Source organism: Azospirillum canadense, from assembly GCF_025961225.1.
GTDB classification, from domain to species: Bacteria; Pseudomonadota; Alphaproteobacteria; order Azospirillales; family Azospirillaceae; genus Azospirillum; species Azospirillum canadense.
In genome coordinates this window covers 478,416-493,289 of the sequence record NZ_JAOQNG010000003.1, presented here as the reverse complement: position 1 = coordinate 493,289, position 14,874 = coordinate 478,416, and the positions used below count along the sequence as shown (strand labels likewise).

At 65.6% G+C, this 14,874-nt stretch carries 17 protein-coding genes, 4 tRNA genes and 2 pseudogenes; 17 read left to right on the top strand and 6 right to left on the bottom strand.

Annotation, left to right across the window (positions count from 1 at the left end; genetic code table 11):
- Nucleotides 1-21 precede the first annotated feature (21 nt).
- Entirely contained in the window at nt 22-813 is a 792-nt protein-coding gene (locus M2351_RS20470) for a hypothetical protein (RefSeq protein WP_264657906.1), read from the top strand.
- The gene (locus M2351_RS20465; protein WP_264657905.1) at nt 810-5,147 is read left to right on the top strand and encodes an AAA family ATPase; all 4,338 of its coding nucleotides are present in this window, start codon (nt 810-812) and stop codon (nt 5,145-5,147) included. The genes M2351_RS20470 and M2351_RS20465 overlap by 4 nt, the downstream gene beginning before the upstream one ends.
- Before the next feature lie 287 nt (nt 5,148-5,434).
- Here the strand turns inward: M2351_RS20465 and M2351_RS20460 are convergent, their stop codons facing one another.
- A complete protein-coding gene (locus M2351_RS20460; RefSeq protein ID WP_264657904.1) occupies nt 5,435-5,647 on the bottom strand; it encodes a hypothetical protein in 213 nt (70 codons plus the stop codon).
- A gap of 315 nt (nt 5,648-5,962) precedes the next feature.
- Here M2351_RS20460 and M2351_RS20455 point away from each other — a divergent pair, with 315 nt between their 5' ends.
- On the top strand, nt 5,963-6,577 hold the full coding sequence (locus tag M2351_RS20455) for a hypothetical protein (RefSeq protein WP_264657903.1): 615 nt from the start codon (nt 5,963-5,965) through the stop codon (nt 6,575-6,577).
- 256 nt (nt 6,578-6,833) lie between these two features.
- Nucleotides 6,834-7,328 (top strand): hypothetical protein, encoded by a 495-nt coding sequence (locus tag M2351_RS20450; protein WP_264657902.1) that lies wholly within the window; start codon nt 6,834-6,836, stop codon nt 7,326-7,328.
- A gap of 63 nt (nt 7,329-7,391) precedes the next feature.
- Here M2351_RS20450 and M2351_RS20445 read toward each other — a convergent pair whose 3' ends face one another.
- Complete coding sequence (locus M2351_RS20445) at nt 7,392-7,850, bottom strand: transposase (protein ID WP_264657901.1); 459 nt, start codon at nt 7,848-7,850, stop codon at nt 7,392-7,394.
- 36 nt (nt 7,851-7,886) lie between these two features.
- On the opposite strand from M2351_RS20445, the pseudogene M2351_RS44970 reads away from it, so the two are divergent.
- Nucleotides 7,887-8,294: pseudogene (locus M2351_RS44970) on the top strand (DinB/UmuC family translesion DNA polymerase); the annotation flags it as partial.
- A 168-nt stretch (nt 8,295-8,462) separates the two neighbouring features.
- Here the strand turns inward: M2351_RS44970 and M2351_RS20435 are convergent.
- Both M2351_RS20435 and M2351_RS20430 read right to left on the bottom strand, forming a co-directional pair.
- Nucleotides 8,463-8,786 (bottom strand): HigA family addiction module antitoxin, encoded by a 324-nt coding sequence (locus tag M2351_RS20435; protein WP_264657900.1) that lies wholly within the window; start codon nt 8,784-8,786, stop codon nt 8,463-8,465.
- Nucleotides 8,786-9,064: a type II toxin-antitoxin system RelE/ParE family toxin gene (locus tag M2351_RS20430; RefSeq protein WP_264657899.1), complete on the bottom strand. Its 279-nt coding sequence runs from the start codon at nt 9,062-9,064 to the stop codon at nt 8,786-8,788. Before M2351_RS20430 ends, M2351_RS20435 begins: the two co-directional genes overlap by 1 nt.
- Before the next feature lie 210 nt (nt 9,065-9,274).
- Between M2351_RS20430 and M2351_RS20425 the strand changes: the two are divergent.
- Nucleotides 9,275-9,466, top strand: a pseudogene (locus M2351_RS20425) (helix-turn-helix domain-containing protein); the annotation flags it as partial.
- Between the two features lie 176 nt (nt 9,467-9,642).
- Nucleotides 9,643-9,951 (top strand): hypothetical protein, encoded by a 309-nt coding sequence (locus M2351_RS20420; RefSeq protein ID WP_264657898.1) that lies wholly within the window; start codon nt 9,643-9,645, stop codon nt 9,949-9,951.
- Nucleotides 9,952-10,055: 104 nt separating this feature from the next.
- Here the strand turns inward: M2351_RS20420 and M2351_RS20415 are convergent, their stop codons facing one another.
- Complete coding sequence (locus M2351_RS20415; RefSeq protein ID WP_264657897.1) at nt 10,056-10,292, bottom strand: hypothetical protein; 237 nt, start codon at nt 10,290-10,292, stop codon at nt 10,056-10,058.
- 260 nt (nt 10,293-10,552) lie between these two features.
- On the opposite strand from M2351_RS20415, the gene M2351_RS20410 reads away from it, so the two are divergent.
- The 7 genes from M2351_RS20410 to M2351_RS20380 all read left to right on the top strand — a co-directional run bounded on the left by M2351_RS20410 (nt 10,553) and on the right by M2351_RS20380 (nt 12,478).
- Nucleotides 10,553-10,762 (top strand): hypothetical protein, encoded by a 210-nt coding sequence (locus tag M2351_RS20410; protein ID WP_264657896.1) that lies wholly within the window; start codon nt 10,553-10,555, stop codon nt 10,760-10,762.
- 161 nt (nt 10,763-10,923) lie between these two features.
- A tRNA-Leu gene (locus tag M2351_RS20405) sits at nt 10,924-11,007 on the top strand.
- Between the two features lie 5 nt (nt 11,008-11,012).
- Nucleotides 11,013-11,089, top strand: a tRNA-Pro gene (locus tag M2351_RS20400).
- A 2-nt stretch (nt 11,090-11,091) separates the two neighbouring features.
- A tRNA-Leu gene (locus M2351_RS20395) sits at nt 11,092-11,177 on the top strand.
- 1 nt (nt 11,178) lies between these two features.
- Nucleotides 11,179-11,254, top strand: a tRNA-Met gene (locus M2351_RS20390).
- 555 nt (nt 11,255-11,809) lie between these two features.
- Complete coding sequence (locus tag M2351_RS20385) at nt 11,810-12,016, top strand: hypothetical protein (RefSeq protein WP_264657895.1); 207 nt, start codon at nt 11,810-11,812, stop codon at nt 12,014-12,016.
- A gap of 96 nt (nt 12,017-12,112) precedes the next feature.
- The gene (locus M2351_RS20380) at nt 12,113-12,478 is read left to right on the top strand and encodes a hypothetical protein (RefSeq protein ID WP_264657894.1); all 366 of its coding nucleotides are present in this window, start codon (nt 12,113-12,115) and stop codon (nt 12,476-12,478) included.
- Nucleotides 12,479-12,703: 225 nt separating this feature from the next.
- Here M2351_RS20380 and M2351_RS20375 read toward each other — a convergent pair whose 3' ends face one another.
- The gene (locus M2351_RS20375) at nt 12,704-12,862 is read right to left on the bottom strand and encodes an ATP-binding protein (RefSeq protein WP_264657893.1); all 159 of its coding nucleotides are present in this window, start codon (nt 12,860-12,862) and stop codon (nt 12,704-12,706) included.
- Nucleotides 12,863-13,098: 236 nt separating this feature from the next.
- Between M2351_RS20375 and M2351_RS20370 the strand changes: the two genes are divergently transcribed.
- From M2351_RS20370 to M2351_RS20360, 3 genes are read left to right on the top strand one after another with little or no spacing between them, the layout of a single operon-like run.
- Nucleotides 13,099-13,695, top strand: coding sequence for a response regulator (locus tag M2351_RS20370; RefSeq protein ID WP_264657892.1), 597 nt, complete (start codon nt 13,099-13,101; stop codon nt 13,693-13,695).
- Nucleotides 13,692-14,228, top strand: a complete 537-nt coding sequence (locus M2351_RS20365) for a hypothetical protein (protein ID WP_264657891.1) — start codon at nt 13,692-13,694, stop codon at nt 14,226-14,228. The genes M2351_RS20370 and M2351_RS20365 overlap by 4 nt, the downstream gene beginning before the upstream one ends.
- Nucleotides 14,229-14,286: 58 nt before the next feature.
- Nucleotides 14,287-14,694, top strand: a complete 408-nt coding sequence (locus M2351_RS20360; RefSeq protein WP_406567414.1) for a hypothetical protein — start codon at nt 14,287-14,289, stop codon at nt 14,692-14,694.
- Nucleotides 14,695-14,874: the final 180 nt, after the last annotated feature.

Here is a 14,874-nt window from a genome sequence, read left to right as displayed (position 1 = left end):
CCGGCCGCCGAGGCGCCCGTCATGCGCACCCGCCCGCATACCATCTCGACGCGGCTCAGCGAGGCTGAGCGCGCCGAGCTTGCGCGGCAGCTGCGGGCACCCGGCGGCTGGTACGTCCCGGCGCAGTTCGCCCGGTGGGCGCTGCTGCGGGACGGCGGCCCGGCGTTCCGAGCGGCCGCGGTCACGCTGGACCCGCGCCCCCTTGCCGATCTCCGGCGCGGACTGGTGACGCATGGCCGCACCCTGAACTGGCTGGCGGTCGCCGCGAACGCCTCCCGCCGCGCTCCCCGCCTCGACACACTCCAACGGCTGTTCGCCCGCTGGCCGGCCTTGTGCGCCTCGTTGACCGCAGCCCTGGAAGTTCCGAAACCGGCGCCCGTCGCTCTTCCTGTGCCAGTGCAGGCCACACCTCCCGCCGCCGTGTTGTCGGCCGCCCCCACACCGCGCCAGCAGCACCAGGGGCGGCGCCAGCGGCAAACGGTGGTCGCGACACGGCTCGATGCCAGGGAGCTTGCCGCGTTCGAAGCCGCCGCTCGGTATGCCGGCGTCGACCCGGCCGATTACTTCCGCGCCAAGCTCCTCAACTTCGCGCCGTTGCGCCGCGCCCGCTTGGCGCGCTCCGTCGCGTTCGTGCTGGGGCGGATCCTGCATGAGCTTGGCAAACAGGATTCAAACGTCGATCAATTGGTGCGACATTACGCAACGCCTCCGCGCGACCTGGTCGAGGCGGCGCAGGACATCCGCCGCTTGCGCGACCTTCTGATGGCGCTGCTTTCGACCCGCTGGCAAGCCGACGACGAGGTTGGACCATGACGACTGTTCGAGGCGTGCAGCGCGCCGGTTCGGCGCAATTGGCCGACCACTTATTAAAAGACGAGAACGAACAGGTGGCGATCAGCAGCGTTACCGGTGTAGTGAAGTCCGACGACCTGCACAAACTCTTAGCCGAGCTTGAGGCCCAGGCCGCCGGGACGCGCTGCCAAAAGTCGTTGTTCCATACCTCGCTCAATCCCGCGCCGATCGACCCGAAATGGACGGCCGAGCAGTGGCGGCGGGCATGGGAGGTCTTCGAGCGGGAACACGGAATCGTTGGGCACTCCTTCGTGGAGGTGACCCACGTCAAAAAGGGCCGGGAGCATCAACACCGCGTCTACCAGCTCGTTGATGGGAACGGCACCGCCGCTAAGCTGTCGTGGTCGAAGATCGTCAACGAGAAGGTTGGCCGGATCCTGGAATGCGAGTTCGGGCACCGGGTTGTTCCAGGGAAGAACCACGCGACCGTGCTGCGGTGGCTCGAAAAGAGCAACGACCCCGCCCAGCGTGCCGCCGCCGCGTTCATGCGGGCGAACGGGCTGGACAAGCCGCCGCCCGCTCCCCCGAAACGGGAATCGTGGCAAGAGCAGCAGCAAAAGCGCACGCGCGTTCCAGTCGCGGCCGTACGCGCCGCGGCGGCGCACACCTGGACGGTGAGCCAGGACGGCGAGGCGTTCCGCGATGCCCTCCGCGGCGCCGGCCTATGGCTGGCGACCGGCGACAAGCCGAACACCGTTGTTCTGGTGGACGCAGCCGGGGGCGTGCATGAAGTCGGCCGCGCCGTGTGGCAAGGACTGTCCGATGCCGGCGCCGAGCGGGAGGCGACGTGGCAGGCGCAGCGGGACGAGGTGCTTGACTGCATCGTCGACCTTGTGCCGGACTTGCCGAACACCGCTGAAGCGCGCGAGCACAGCCGTGCGGCGCAGGCCACCGAGGCGGCACCCCAGCCCGCCTGGCGTATAGGGCCGCAGATCGACGCCGCCATTCTTTCGGCCTGGCAGAGCAGCAACACCGGGCCTGCCTTCGCGACGGCCCTTCAGGACGTCGGCCTGGTGCTGGCCCGGGGAGACAAGGCCGGGCATTGGTTGGTCATCGCCGAGGACGGCAAGGAGCACGACCTCGTGCGCTTGCTGATCGCAGCGCGGAAGACCAACGGGGAAGCGGTTCGCACGCGCGACGTCCGGCCCGATGTCGTGGCCCGGTTGAGCGACCTGTCGAGGCCGACCGTCGAAGAGGCGCAGAGACTTCGCGCCGCCGTCCCAACCGCTGGCGAGGTTCCCACGGCGCCGGCGCCGGCCGACGCGCCGCCCGACCCTGCCGGCATCGCCCGCGCCGTCCTGGACGACCTTGCGCGCCGGGAGGCCCGGTTCACCGACCTCGAAATCGAGGCCGCCATTCTTTCGGCGACCGATGCCGAGAGCCTGCGGACGGCGGTGCTGGCGGCGGTGCTGGAGGACCAGGACCTGTTGCCAGTTCCATCCGACGATGGCCGATCGTGGTTCACCACGCGGCACCTTGCCACGCTGGAGGCGGAGATTCGCGCCGCGGCGCGCAGCATGGCTGCGACCAGCCGGCACGCTATACCGCTGGCGGAGGCCGAAGCGGCGATTGCCGCGTTCTGTGCCCAGGTGGAGGCGGACGAGGACTATTCACCGTCCACCCAGCAACGCGCGTTCATGCGGGCGATCCTGTCCGGCGCCGATTGGGTATCCGCGACCGGCCTTGCCGGTTCGGGCAAATCGACGGCGGTTGCCGGCGCGGCCCCGGTGTTGGCGGCCCATGGTATGCGCGTGCAGGCCATCGCACACAGCGGCATTGCCACGGCGAACCTCGCCGATCTCGGCCTTAATGCGGAAATCGCGGTCGGCTGGATAGCTCGGTTCGATCGGCAGAAGGCCATCGCCGAGGCGCTAGCCTCTGGCGACTTGACAGCGATCCGCCCGGCCGCGCTGGAGTCCTTGGAGCGGCGCATCGCCCACGCGCGCAGCCAGGCTCGCCAGGGCGAGCTTGAGGCTGTGCGTCGAGCGCTGGCGCAGACCGACCGCCTTTCCACTCTCCCCGCCGCCGCCGCGCGTTGGCTTCGGCAGTGGAGCGAACAGCAGCTCACGAACCGCACTGATTCCACCACGGTGCTGATCGTCGATGAGGTCGCGGTCATGGACCATGCGCTGTATCACGCCATCGCGACGCGCGCCGGCAGCGCAGGCGCGAAGCTCGTGAACCTCGGCGACCGTCAACAGGCACAGCCCATCGGGAGCGGCGCGGCGTGGGCAAGCACGCACGACGTAGCGGCTCCGCTCGAAATCACCAAAGTGGTCCGCAACCGGCACGACTGGATCAACCGAGCGACCGAAGCGTTCGGCAGCGGCGATCCGGCCCGCGCCCGCGAGGCCGTGCGCGCCCATGCCGCCCACGGCGGTATTCGTCTCGGCATCGACGGCCGCGCCCGCGCCCTGGAGCTGTTGGCCGAGCAAGCCGTCGCCGCTATCGGCCCACTGTCGGACGCCGACCGCGCCCGGTTAGCGGTCCTGGTGGAGTATCGGCACGCCCGCGCCATGGCCGCCGCGCACTTCCGGGCCAAGGGTGCCGACCCAGCGTTCCTGGAGGCCCGCGAACGCGCCCAGGAGGCCGCACGGACGATCCGGCGCGACATCGAGCACGTGCGCCCGTGGCTGGCCAGGTGCGGCATCGACGGCCTACGGCTGGCCAGCGACATGGTGATGGCCGATGGCATTCCGACACGCGCTGAGGCCGACGACCAGGCGCCCGAGGTTGCGGCCGAGCTTGGCCTACTTTCCGATTCCCCACCAGACTACGCGCTCAGCATTGACCTACGCGCCGCCGCCCGCGAAGAGTTGACAGCCGCTGTCGTGGCCGACATGGAAGCGCGCGGCCTGGACCTGTCGCGCCTGGTGCTGACCGGGACGAACGCCGACGCTCGCGCGGTCAATGCCGCCATTCGCGCCCATGTCCGCTCGCGCGGCATGCTGGGGGCGGACGTGACGGTTACGACCGTTCATGTTCCATGGGAAGGAGAACCCGAGGTCGAAGAAGTGCAGGTAGCCATTGGCGACCGCCTCCTGTTCCTGCGTAACAACCGGCAGATCGGCGTGCAAAACGGCAGCATTGGCCGCATCGTCGGCATCGAGCAGCCGGACGGGCAGGCGCCCGTGTTGCGGGTTCTGCTGGACAGCAAGCGCACTGTGACCGTGGACACCGGCGAATGGGCCGACTTTGCCCTTGGCTATGGGGCAACCGTGGAAAAAACTCAAGGATGCAGCATCGCGGGCGGCACGTGGGAACTCAACCATGCGCGGCTTGACCGCCACCTCGCATACGTGGCGAAAAGCCGGTCGAAGGACGGAACGCACACATACAGCGCCGACGTGGACGCGCCCGACCTTGACGCACTCGAAGTGCAATGGTCCACCGCGCGCACCCGCCGCGCCATCGCCGACCTTGCCGACCCGGCTGCGCTGCTACAGCCAGTCCCATCCATTTCAGTATCCGCCGGCACCGTCCACGAATGCACCGCCACCGCCGCACACCCGACGCCCGCTCCGACCGCACCAGCGGCGCCGCAGGACATCGTGCCGTCGGCGCCGGTCACCGCGACCGAACCGCAGGAGCGGACAGCGGAGCAGATGGTGGTCGAGTTCCGCGCCGCTGTTGCCGAGGCCGTCCGCTGTGCGGAGGTGCTGGAGGACCACGGCGAACACGAGATACCCGTTCCCGACGACGCCTACACAGTCGCGTGGCGGACGCGTGCCGTCGTGCTTGTCTTGGCTCATGAGATCCGCAGCCATCCCGACTGTGCCAGTATCGAGTCTCAGCTTACGGCTTGGGAGCGGGCGCACATGCGCTCCGTCCTCGCCGAGCCGGGACCGGCCGCGCAGCCGACCACACCGCCCCTGCCGGAGCAACCGCTGGCCACGCCTGTTGCCGAGCCACCAGCCCCGCCGCGCGACCTGTCGCTCCAGGCGCGCGAGGACCGCGCGTTCGAGCTTTACCGCTATGCGCTCACCCCCGCCGCCCAACGCGCCCCCCTGCCGGTCTACCTGGCGGCCGTCGAGCAGTGGGGCGACAGTGCGGCCGCGCAGACCGTTGAGGTGTTGCGCGGCGACGACGCTGCCGCCGGCTATTCCGCCGAGATCATTCTTGTTCTGGATGAGCTTCGCGTCCGTGCGGCCAAACGAGTGCTGATGGTTCCGGCCGCTCGCGAGGCTGCGCACGCCGCCGGCATTCTGCCGGAGATCATCGCTATAGCGCAGCCGCAGTCGACGCAGAACACCGCTTCCAAGCTGGACGAAGAGTGGGAGATGGACGGGCCATGAAGCGTGTTGATCTGACCAGGGGATGAGCCGCCGCTCCGTCGAACGCTGGCTCGCCGCTGGGGGAGCTCCGGAGCATGCCCGTCCCCACGGGCCAACGGTGCTCGATGGCTTTCAGGCGTATTTGGAGCGCCGCTGGCGGGAGGGCTGCCGCAACGCCGTCCAGCTTCATCGGGAACTGAAGGAGCAAGGCTGCACCGCCAGTGTTCAGACCGTCAGCATTCGGTTACGAGGACGCCCGCGCCCTCTTGCAGGCTCCAGCCTGATCTGAACGGTTCGTGTGGTGCTGGTCACCATCCAAACTTACCTGCGCGCGCCGCGCCCGCGCCCGTGGTGCGCCCGTCACCGAACGAGCCAATGGTGCGCATCGATGATATCGCTGATATCGTCCATGCGCCGCCGGCCTGCGCCGCGCTCCCCAGCATGCGCCCAGCATCCATTTGCCCACCGGCGCCGCCGTTCAGGACCGATAGGGCAATCAAGATCGCCATAATCTCGCGCATCGTATCCTCCCGTCAGTAGCGCGCGATCCTCCCGCACGCGATTAGCGGACTGTTGCAGTGTGGCCTTTAACTGCTTTAATTGTATTCTGATTTGATGTGGTACGCAACAGTATAATGCGGAAAGCTTTTAACGGTTCGCGAGTACTTGCTTCGAAGCGCCCGCCATTTTCTTTCGGTTTTACTGTCGCGCGCAGCGCGACCGGCGCGGCGCGGTGGCGCCTACACCAAATGATGCAAACGTGCGTCATGCACCGGGCGCATTCCGCCCCCGGACCTCGCCCCTCGACGTCGGTTTCAGCGTGAGCGAGCATGCCCATGGCATTTGCCCCGACCGGTAAGGACATCATGGACGACAGCGCCATTCCCGATCCCACATACGGCTATTTCCTCACCTTCGCCTTGCCGCCGCCGGACGTGCGCAACCTCCCCGACACCCGCACTGACGCCGAGGCCATCGCCGCCGCGGTGGAGGCCGCTCAGGACCGCGCCGCCGTTGTCCACCTCCGCCGTCACACCGAGGACGGCACGACCCATCTCGGGACGGCGACGCCAGCCGGCGCGTTTCATCCAGCCCCCGAGGTGCTGCCGCCGTCGCGGCCGGTCGGCCCGGATGATGTCGCCTATATGCACGCGATCGGGCGCGAGATCCAGGCCTTGGAGCGGCAGATCGGCCGGGAGCTTCCCGCCCGCTCGTTGCTGCTCGCGACGCTTGCGGCCATGCCGCCCAAGGAGATTGCAGCCTTCGCGCAGTCTCTGCGGACCAGCACCGCCGACGACCTCGACGTCACGCGTTTGCCGGTAACTTGGCCGCCCGGCGGCCCGAAGCCCGTAAGGCCGTCTCCCTCCGGCGCCGTGGTGATAAGCGTGCCGGCGGGGCCGCCGCCATTCGGGCCAGGCAGCGGCCGACGGTTCGGCGAGCCTCGGCGGTAGGGCGGGGCGCATGGTTCGAATGGTTTAGGAGTTCGCGCTACAATGGTCCGGCGGCGTCATAACGCCCACCGGCTTCAGAGGGGATCGGAAATGAGCAAACGGCAAACCCGCTCGATCATGCGTGATCGTTTGCGCTCCCTATTTCCAGTGGGTCTGGCCATCGTCTGCCTGCCGGTATGCGCAGCGCGTCGCCGTCTCAGGCGTGTACTCACTTTGGCGCGAATCCAGAAGGTTGCCCTGATGTTATAGTCCCACCATGACGCGGCTTGCCTTTCTCGACATCGAGGCCTCTGGTTTCGGCCCTGGCTCCTATCCTGTGGAAGTCGGATGGACCTTTGCCAATGGAACCGGCGAAGCGTGGCTGATCTGTCCACCCGACGAGTGGACGGCCGCGGGGTGGGATGCTGCTGCGGAAGCGCTTCACGGTCTCTCCCACGCGTGGCTGGAACATGAAGGGTGGTCGGCAGCTTATGTCGCTGATCGGGCCGCCGCACAGCTCGCCGACGTGTTGCTTTACACCGACGCCGCTGTGATCGACAGCCAATGGCTGGCCCGCCTTCTGGAATGGGCCAGCCCGCCGGCGTCACTAAACGTGCGGCCCTTTACGGATCTCCTGCGCCTAGTCGGCGCCGACGCGACTGCCGTGCAGGCGGCCATCACCGCAGCCAGCCAAATGGCACCCCGGCAGCACCGAGCGTTGGCCGACTCCCGGCATCTGTGGGCGATTTGGTGCCACCTGGGAGGCGAGTAGCAACGGACACTGCCATGAAAATCCCTCGGTCGGGTGGGCCGCGATGCATGGGGCGCTCCCGGTTCAAGCGGCCTTGGGCGTCGCGACGACCTCGAAGCCGAGGCTTTCGAGGTGCTGGACGGGCCGGCGGGCTGCGCGTTTCTGATCGACGTGGTTTAGGTGATCTTCGTCCAGGTCCTTATACGTTTGATGCGCGGCGAGCATGTGATAGGCGGCGATCAAGACCTTGTGGGCGATCGCCAGGGTCGCGCGCAGGGCGCCGCGGCGCGCTTTGAGCGTGTGGTGCTTGGCCTTCCAGTTCCTGCCCTTGGTGCGCACCGCGGTCTTGGCGGCGCCGACCAGGGCGGTCTTGAGGTGGAGATTGCCGCGCCGGAATCCGGCGCCACGCTTACGGCCGGCGCTGGCGTAGTTGTCGGGGCACACCCCGGCCCAGGCCGCGAGGTGGGCTGACAAGCCGCGCGGCTTCTTGATGGTCGGCCGGGCCGAGGCCGCCGCCCTGCGAGCGCCGAAGCGAGTCATCATTCTGGGGGGTGTCGGCCCGGCGTTGGAGCGGAAGCTGTGGGCCGACCGCATCACCACCGTCGGCGAACTGCAGAGCAAGGACGAGCTTTGGCTGGCCAAGGCGGTCCGGAAGTTTCGGCCCAACGCTGCACCGCTTTGCACGCAGCGAGGACAACATGCGGCGAGGACAACCGGAAGGTCGAGCCGGAAGGTCCCAGCAAATCGATTTCCGCGGAAACGACCTTCGACTGGGACGTGTCGGCGGCCGCGGCGCCGCGGGAAGAGTTGCGGCCGTTGGCGAACAAGGTGGAGCGCCGCATGGCGCGGGAAGGGGCGCTCGGCCGCAGTGTCGTGGTCAAGTTCAAAGCCGCTGACTTCACCCAGTTCACCCGCTCCCGCCGCGTCGAGCCGACCCGTTCGGCCGCTGACATTCTTCGGGTCACCGACGAAATCCTGAAGTCTGAGGCCGATGGTCGTGCCTTCCGGCTCATCGGCGTCGGCTGCACGGACCTGACCAACCCGGCGGAGGACCCGGAGCCTGACCCGTTCGGATTCTCGGATTCTCCGGGAGTCCGTAACTCGGTTGAGGAGGCTTCCCTGAGCGCCAGCTCAAGCAGGGGCGGGAGGGTTCATCTACACGGGATGATTGGTCGGGCCAGGTGCAGCAAAGGTCGTGCGAGGTTGCCAATCGGCGAGTTCGACGTTGGCATCCCATTCGTCGACAGAAGCCTGCAGATTGAGCCAGAAGCGCGGCGTCGTCCCGAGCACGCGCGACAGCCGCACCGCCATCATCGGCTCGATGCGCGTGTGCCCATTGATGATCTGGCTGGCGTGCTTGCGGCTTATGTCGAGTGCATCGGCCAGGTCGGTGACGGAGATCCCGCGCGGTTCCATGTAATGCGCCCGCAGGATCATCCCAGGATGCGTCGGGCGGCGGTTGCGGCGAAGCTCGGACATCAGTGATAGTCCTCCAGATCCAGGATGGTGACGTCATGGCCGTCAAAGATGAAGGTGATGCACCAGTTTCCGGAAACGTGCATGCTGTACTCGCCTTTGCGATTACCGGACAATTCATGAAAGTCCTTGACCCCCTGACAGTCATCCAACGCTGTGATGCCATCGAGGTGGTCCATGATAAGGATGGCGTTGGCTTGCAGAGCCTTGCTCACCTTGGCCGAGCGGCCGTCCTCGAACAGCTCGCGCAACCCCTTATGTTTGATTTTGATAATTGCCATTGCAAGCCCCGGCGCGTTACCAGATAGGTAACAGAACCGGCAGCTCCGCGCAAGCCAATTGTTACCTTTCTGGTAACGACATCTCTCGGTGTATGGCTTGTATTTTTCATAATCCATCTTATAGGACTTGAGGTTGGCGCCGGGGCAGGTTCTATCCTGAAGTGCAACTTTTGTGTCAGTACAAGAGCTTAGCGGCTTCAGGGGGTCAGGATGGGCACGCAGTATTCCCACATCGATCTGGCGGAACGGCGGCGCATTCAGAAGATGCGTGACGCTAAGGTGCCGGTGGCGGTGATCGCGGCGGAGTTGGGCCGGCACCGCTCGACCATCCACCGCGAGATCCGGCGCAACTTTTACCACGATCCCTTTCGCGACCGCTGGGGCCAGGAATACCGGGGCTACTCAGATCCCTTGCCTATAACGCACGGCATTGAGGCCTGCCGTATGCTGGCCTACCTCACGCATACATCTAGGCCCTTCGCTGATCCGGATTGCGCTCAGTGCACCGATCGTCCAATCCATAAAATCCGACTCAGCACACCGCGAGTGCCTCCGTAGGGTTAGATTTGGAGGTGAGGATGGACACCAAGACTATTTTGGGGATACAGCACCGTCTTGCCGCAATATCAATGATGCTTGATGCATTGGAGAGTGGCAACGGAGACGAAATTGATTTATGCGCGATCGAATTTCTCACTCACGAAATTCGCAACATGCTGGCATTCGGCATGGAGGATTGCGCCAGTTTTCTTGACGACGCCATAATGTTCTCCAGAATGCGCAAACACGCCAAGCGCATGGATGAGAGTGTGCGCGATCTGCGATTGGCTTGGGCGGTTACCATGTGGCGTCTTTCGCATTCGGGGCAAATAGGCGCCATCCATTAATGAGGGGCGGGTTCTGGTCCTGGCCCGCCGCCTTCATTGCCCGACCGCCGCAAGCAGTTCCTGAAGAAGGCACTGTGGCTTCGGTCATCCAGACCGCCAAGGCGTTAATCGCTGGCGGAGATATCGGTAATCGCTTGCTGGACCGCTGCTCGAACTTCGGCCAAGGATGCCTCAGCCTTGTCAGCTCGAGCGGATTCCTGACGCACCGCTTCTCTTAGCCGGGCGACCTCCTCTTCAGCCTCTTCGACGCGCTCCTGTAAGGCCTTGATAGAGGCCGCGAGAGACCGCGTTTCCTCCGCCGAAAGGATATTTTCCGAGTTGACGTCGAGCTTGATTTCCATTGCTGCCCTGGTCCTTTGCCAGGCGCTCCTTCGGACCTGAACGCCCTTCGCACAGGGGCGCAGTAGCGCCAATAGGCCGGGTAGATCAAGCTATCAGGAGGGGGATCGGAGCTCACGGAATCGCGCACCTCCCCTCGCCTCTCGGACCTCTCCTTAGAACTGCATGCGCTGCCAGTACCGCAAAGGCCCCTTCGGCTGGTGCGCGGGGTGGCATTAGCTGGCATGGTGGCGCCGGGACCCGCAGCCACAGGGGAACGCTGATGCGTTTTGTTCTCTACGTCGCGAACGGCCTATCCGCGATCAACACGATCATCCTGCTGCTCGCCTACCTGTGGGACCGCTCGGTGACACTGTTCGGTGGCTCGATCGGGTATGGGCTCAGACCCGACAGCATACCCTTCACGCTATCGCTCATCGTCACGGCGCTGCTTGGCTGGTGCGTGTTCAGGATGCGCAGGCGCCAGAAGTGACAGTGGCCACTGCGGAGAGCAGCTATCGGGCGGCGGCCGGGCCGTACAGCTGGGACGTGGCTAGGCCCGAACTACGCATGCAGCTCTACAGCCGCTTCGGCATAAAGCCCCAATCGCCATGACAATTTCCTAGCTGAAGCGCTATATCAGTACGACACAGGGCGGGCATGGCGAAATTGGTAGACGCAAGGGACTTAAAATCCCTCGCCATCAGCGTGCGGGTTCGAACCCCGCTGCCCGCACCAGTTGACGGAGCGTAGCGCAGTCTGGTAGCGCATCTGCTTTGGGAGCAGAGGGTCGCTGGTTCGAATCCAGTCGCTCCGACCATAGCGCCTGTCGCGGAATTGGCAGGACACGCCGGATTGAGGTTCCGGTGACGACAGTCGTGGGGGTTCAAGTCCCTTCAGGCGCACCACGGACCCATAGCTCAACGGTAAGAGCGGGCCGCTCATAACAGTCTGGTTGCAGGTTCAAATGCTGCTGCGTCCACCACCAGCTTGGCTGGCATGGCGCAAGCAGCTCCTAAAGCTGGCTCACCGCCAAGTGTGACCTCGTCCAATCCCACCGGGGAACCATCCAGGCCCGAGCACGTTTGGGCAACGCATGCATTGGTGAAACCGAACCCTGACCCGCCTGATCCACACCGAGGCGGGTTCATTTTTCCCTCGCAACGTTTTCAGCTTACCCCTGTTGGGAGCCAAATGCCCGCAAGATGACACTCCCTTGTGGGGTGGTTCCTCCCAAGCGACTCAGCCCGCCTTGGCTATCTCAAGGCGGGCCCGCGGGGCGGGACCCGCGGGCCCCCGGCTTTGCCCACGGCGGGGGTGATCCGGACGTGTCGCCCACACCGACACGCCAATGACGCCGATGACCGCGACAAAGAGATGAAGTCCAGTTATGACGGTCCTGTGCGGCGATCTCGACGTGCCCGGTGAGCGGGCCGACCAGATGCGCGCGTGAGTTGCCTGTGCCGAAGAGCGAAGGCGACCGGCCTATGGTGGAGGCCCTTACAACGGCCAATTCCAAAGTTGCGAAGAAGGGTTTGGTATGTTCACGGTGAGCGAGGAGGAACGCGCGGCGATCAGTCGCGCCTACGAGGACGGCGGCGAGTGGGCAGCCGTGGTCGAACTGCGTCGCTACTTTGCCATCGAGGACAACGACAACGCCCTGTTCGCGGTGCGCAGCATCGTGCGGTGGCGGGCGGCTCCCGGCTCCCCACCGCCGCGCCGCTCGCCGAACGAAACCTCGCGGTAAGATACGCCTGATCAACATGGAACCAAGAGCGATGTCCTCACGACGGGGGCTCGGTGGAATCTCCAAGCAGGGCAACGACCTCACTCCAGGCCAGACATGCGCAACCGCGATCTGATCGGCAAATCGGACTGGACACCCGCGACCTACGAGACCGTCGCCGCAGAGCGCACCGCGCCGAGCCAAGTCATCGTCATCCCGATCACCGGGGAGGTCCGCGGGGCCTTCGGCATCGACATGCGCACCGCCGAGGACGGCACGCCGGTCTGGATCATCACCCACCTGCCGACCGGGCATCGGCTGCCGCGCGAGTTCCTGTCACGCGACGCCGCAATGGCCTGCGTCCAGACGCTGGCGGGGCTGGACTGTTGGGCCATGGACGATCCGGGACAGATGCTGACGCATCCCGACGCCCTCTATGCCCGTCGCCTGCTGGCAAGCGCGCCCGGAAGCCGAGCACCGTGAGCTTGGCACCGAACTCTACGGTGTGTTCTGCCCGTCGTGTAAATCGCGCGGAAGTGGCTGCACGACGATCACGAGCGGGTTCTGGCGGGCTTAATATCAGGCGACGAGATGCGTATGGCGTCACGCCGGTCCGCCGAGGACGCGAGCGTGCGGGACCCGGAGGATCGCGGCCGTACCCACGCCGGGCTGACTCTCCAGGGCAAGCGAGCCGCCATGGGCCTCCCCTCAGGACCTGCAGATCGGCAGGCCAAGTCCGGTTCCTCGATCCTGACGCACCTTCGGGCTATCCACCTGCCCGAACGGCTGCAGAACCGTGCCAAGGTGCTCAGGCGCGCTGCCGATGCCCGTGTCGCGCACGCTCACCAGCAGATCAACGTTCAGCACGCGGTTCCCGCCCGTGCGCAGAGCCCAAGTGGCGCGGCGCGCACGCCTTCACGCCATCCTTTGCGAGAGGCCGTTTACACCTGGCGGCACCAGAAAGGCACACTCCGTGAGATGGTTTAGAATTGATGCAATTTGTTTATTAACAAACGGCGCTTCCGAAATTATGATGCATTCGAAAGTTTCAAAGGCGCCGCCTGCACCCTGTCCGGACCGGCGCGGTTTACCCGGGGGACGGCATGAAAGGCTATGCGTTCGATCGCGCGAGCGTGCTGCTCGTCGATGACAGCGTGTGGATGCGCGCGGTTCTGCGCCAAATGCTCAAAGCGTTGGGGTTTACCCGAGTGACCGAAGCCGACAGCGGCGTCGCCGCCCTGAACAAACTGGAGGCGCTGCAGCCGGATGTGATTCTCACCGACTGGGACATGCAGCCGCTGAACGGTTTGGACCTGACGCGCCGCATCCGTCGTCTGCCGGGTCAGGAACGTTTCACGCCGATCATCATGATCTCGGCCTACAGCCGGCTGAGCAATGTCCTGGCCGCGCGCAACGCCGGAGTGAGCGAGTTCCTGGTCAAGCCACTCTCGCCACAGGCGCTCTATCATCGCCTTGCCGCGGTCATCGAGCGGCCGCGTCCCTTCATCGAGGCGCCCAACTACATCGGCCCGGATCGCCGCCGCCAAGGCGCGGAGGGGTACCTGGGACGGAAGCGGCGCCAGTCCGACCAGGGCCCGGTTGCGGACGGGGGCCGTCGGCTTCCCGATGTCCCGCTCACGCAGGAAGACATCTCGGACATCATGAGTTGTACGCGGACACCGCAGGAGGTGTGCGGATGAGCAAAGACGGCTTGGTGCGGATTGTCATGCCACCCAACCGACTCAAGCGCAAGATCGGTGACGGCGCTCCCGAACTGCCAGAGAGCGCCGCCCTCCTGTTCCAGGACGCGATCAGCAAACTCAAGCGACAGTACAGTGAGCACTTGGCTCGGGAGCTGAACGATCTGCGCACGCTGGTGGACACGACCTCTCCCGAACTTGGGGAATCGGCCATCTTTGCCGTTGCCCATCGCATCCGTGGAGAGGGGCGGCACTTCGGCTACACCTGCGTCGGCTGCATCGCGGACTCGCTGTGCACGTTCCTTGAAGCGCCAGGCTATACCGCCACTCAGGCCAAAGCGGTGATCCGCCTGCACGCCGATACGATGATTTTGCTGAAAGCTGACTGCGACACTCTCGGCGAAGGTGCCGCGGCAGCCAAGGCACGGATCCTGTCTCAGGAGATTGCGCGGGCCGTCAAGCACGTCCTCCGGCCTTGTGAGGGAGGAAGCGGCTGCGACATCGATGAGCAATGCGCCTCCATCGGCCGGTAATGGCGGCTGGAGGCCTCGCCATGCGTGACATCCGCGCTGTCACAATGGTGCTGTCAGGTTGCCGGCGGCCGGTTCGTCATGGCAGGTAGGTGGGCATGAGCACGCCCCCGCCCCCTACCGCGGTTTCCATTTTCCGGCCGAAATCATCATCGAAGCCGTGTGGCTGGAGGTGATCATCCCGCCGCGCGCCACCCTGGTGCCAAGCAACACGGCAGACACGGCTCCGACCCGGCGCGACCGCCACATCCAGCGGATCGTCGATACCGGCCGGATGAGCTGGCAGGCCGAGACCAAATACGGCCGCCGCTCCAAAGGAGAAACGGCCATGGCGCGCTATAAGGGCATTCTCGGTGACCGCCTGCACGCCCGGAGTCTGCCCGCGCAGCAAGCCGAAGCCATCATCGGCGTAACGGCGCTCAACCGCATGCTCGACGCAGGGCGCCCCACCTCCGTCCGCAGCGCGTAACCGGCGGCAGAAAGGGCGAACAGACCGGCCCCCGACTCCGTGCACCAAAGCTCCTTCGCGGTTCCTGGACGGCATTCCGGTCCGGGCGGCTGCGTGAACGACGATCATGCAATGAATGGCGTTGGTGCAGCGAGGTTCGGGATTGCCGGTCCTGGGTCATCGTGTAGAAGGGCGCGTCTC

Bases quoted from the DNA above. Each gene is read 5' to 3' on its own strand.
- M2351_RS20470 (WP_264657906.1), top strand. From the start codon at position 22: ATGCGCACCCGCCCGCATACCATCTCGACGCGGCTCAGCGAGGCTGAG.
- M2351_RS20465 (WP_264657905.1), top strand. From the start codon at position 810: ATGACGACTGTTCGAGGCGTGCAGCGCGCCGGTTCGGCGCAATTGGCC.
- M2351_RS20460 (WP_264657904.1), bottom strand. From the start codon at position 5,647: ATGCGCGAGATTATGGCGATCTTGATTGCCCTATCGGTCCTGAACGGC.
- M2351_RS20455 (WP_264657903.1), top strand. From the start codon at position 5,963: ATGGCATTTGCCCCGACCGGTAAGGACATCATGGACGACAGCGCCATT.
- M2351_RS20450 (WP_264657902.1), top strand. From the start codon at position 6,834: ATGACGCGGCTTGCCTTTCTCGACATCGAGGCCTCTGGTTTCGGCCCT.
- M2351_RS20445 (WP_264657901.1), bottom strand. From the start codon at position 7,850: ATGATGACTCGCTTCGGCGCTCGCAGGGCGGCGGCCTCGGCCCGGCCG.
- M2351_RS20435 (WP_264657900.1), bottom strand. From the start codon at position 8,786: ATGTCCGAGCTTCGCCGCAACCGCCGCCCGACGCATCCTGGGATGATC.
- M2351_RS20430 (WP_264657899.1), bottom strand. From the start codon at position 9,064: ATGGCAATTATCAAAATCAAACATAAGGGGTTGCGCGAGCTGTTCGAG.
- M2351_RS20420 (WP_264657898.1), top strand. From the start codon at position 9,643: ATGGACACCAAGACTATTTTGGGGATACAGCACCGTCTTGCCGCAATA.
- M2351_RS20415 (WP_264657897.1), bottom strand. From the start codon at position 10,292: ATGGAAATCAAGCTCGACGTCAACTCGGAAAATATCCTTTCGGCGGAG.
- M2351_RS20410 (WP_264657896.1), top strand. From the start codon at position 10,553: ATGCGTTTTGTTCTCTACGTCGCGAACGGCCTATCCGCGATCAACACG.
- M2351_RS20385 (WP_264657895.1), top strand. From the start codon at position 11,810: ATGTTCACGGTGAGCGAGGAGGAACGCGCGGCGATCAGTCGCGCCTAC.
- M2351_RS20380 (WP_264657894.1), top strand. From the start codon at position 12,113: ATGCGCAACCGCGATCTGATCGGCAAATCGGACTGGACACCCGCGACC.
- M2351_RS20370 (WP_264657892.1), top strand. From the start codon at position 13,099: ATGAAAGGCTATGCGTTCGATCGCGCGAGCGTGCTGCTCGTCGATGAC.
- M2351_RS20365 (WP_264657891.1), top strand. From the start codon at position 13,692: ATGAGCAAAGACGGCTTGGTGCGGATTGTCATGCCACCCAACCGACTC.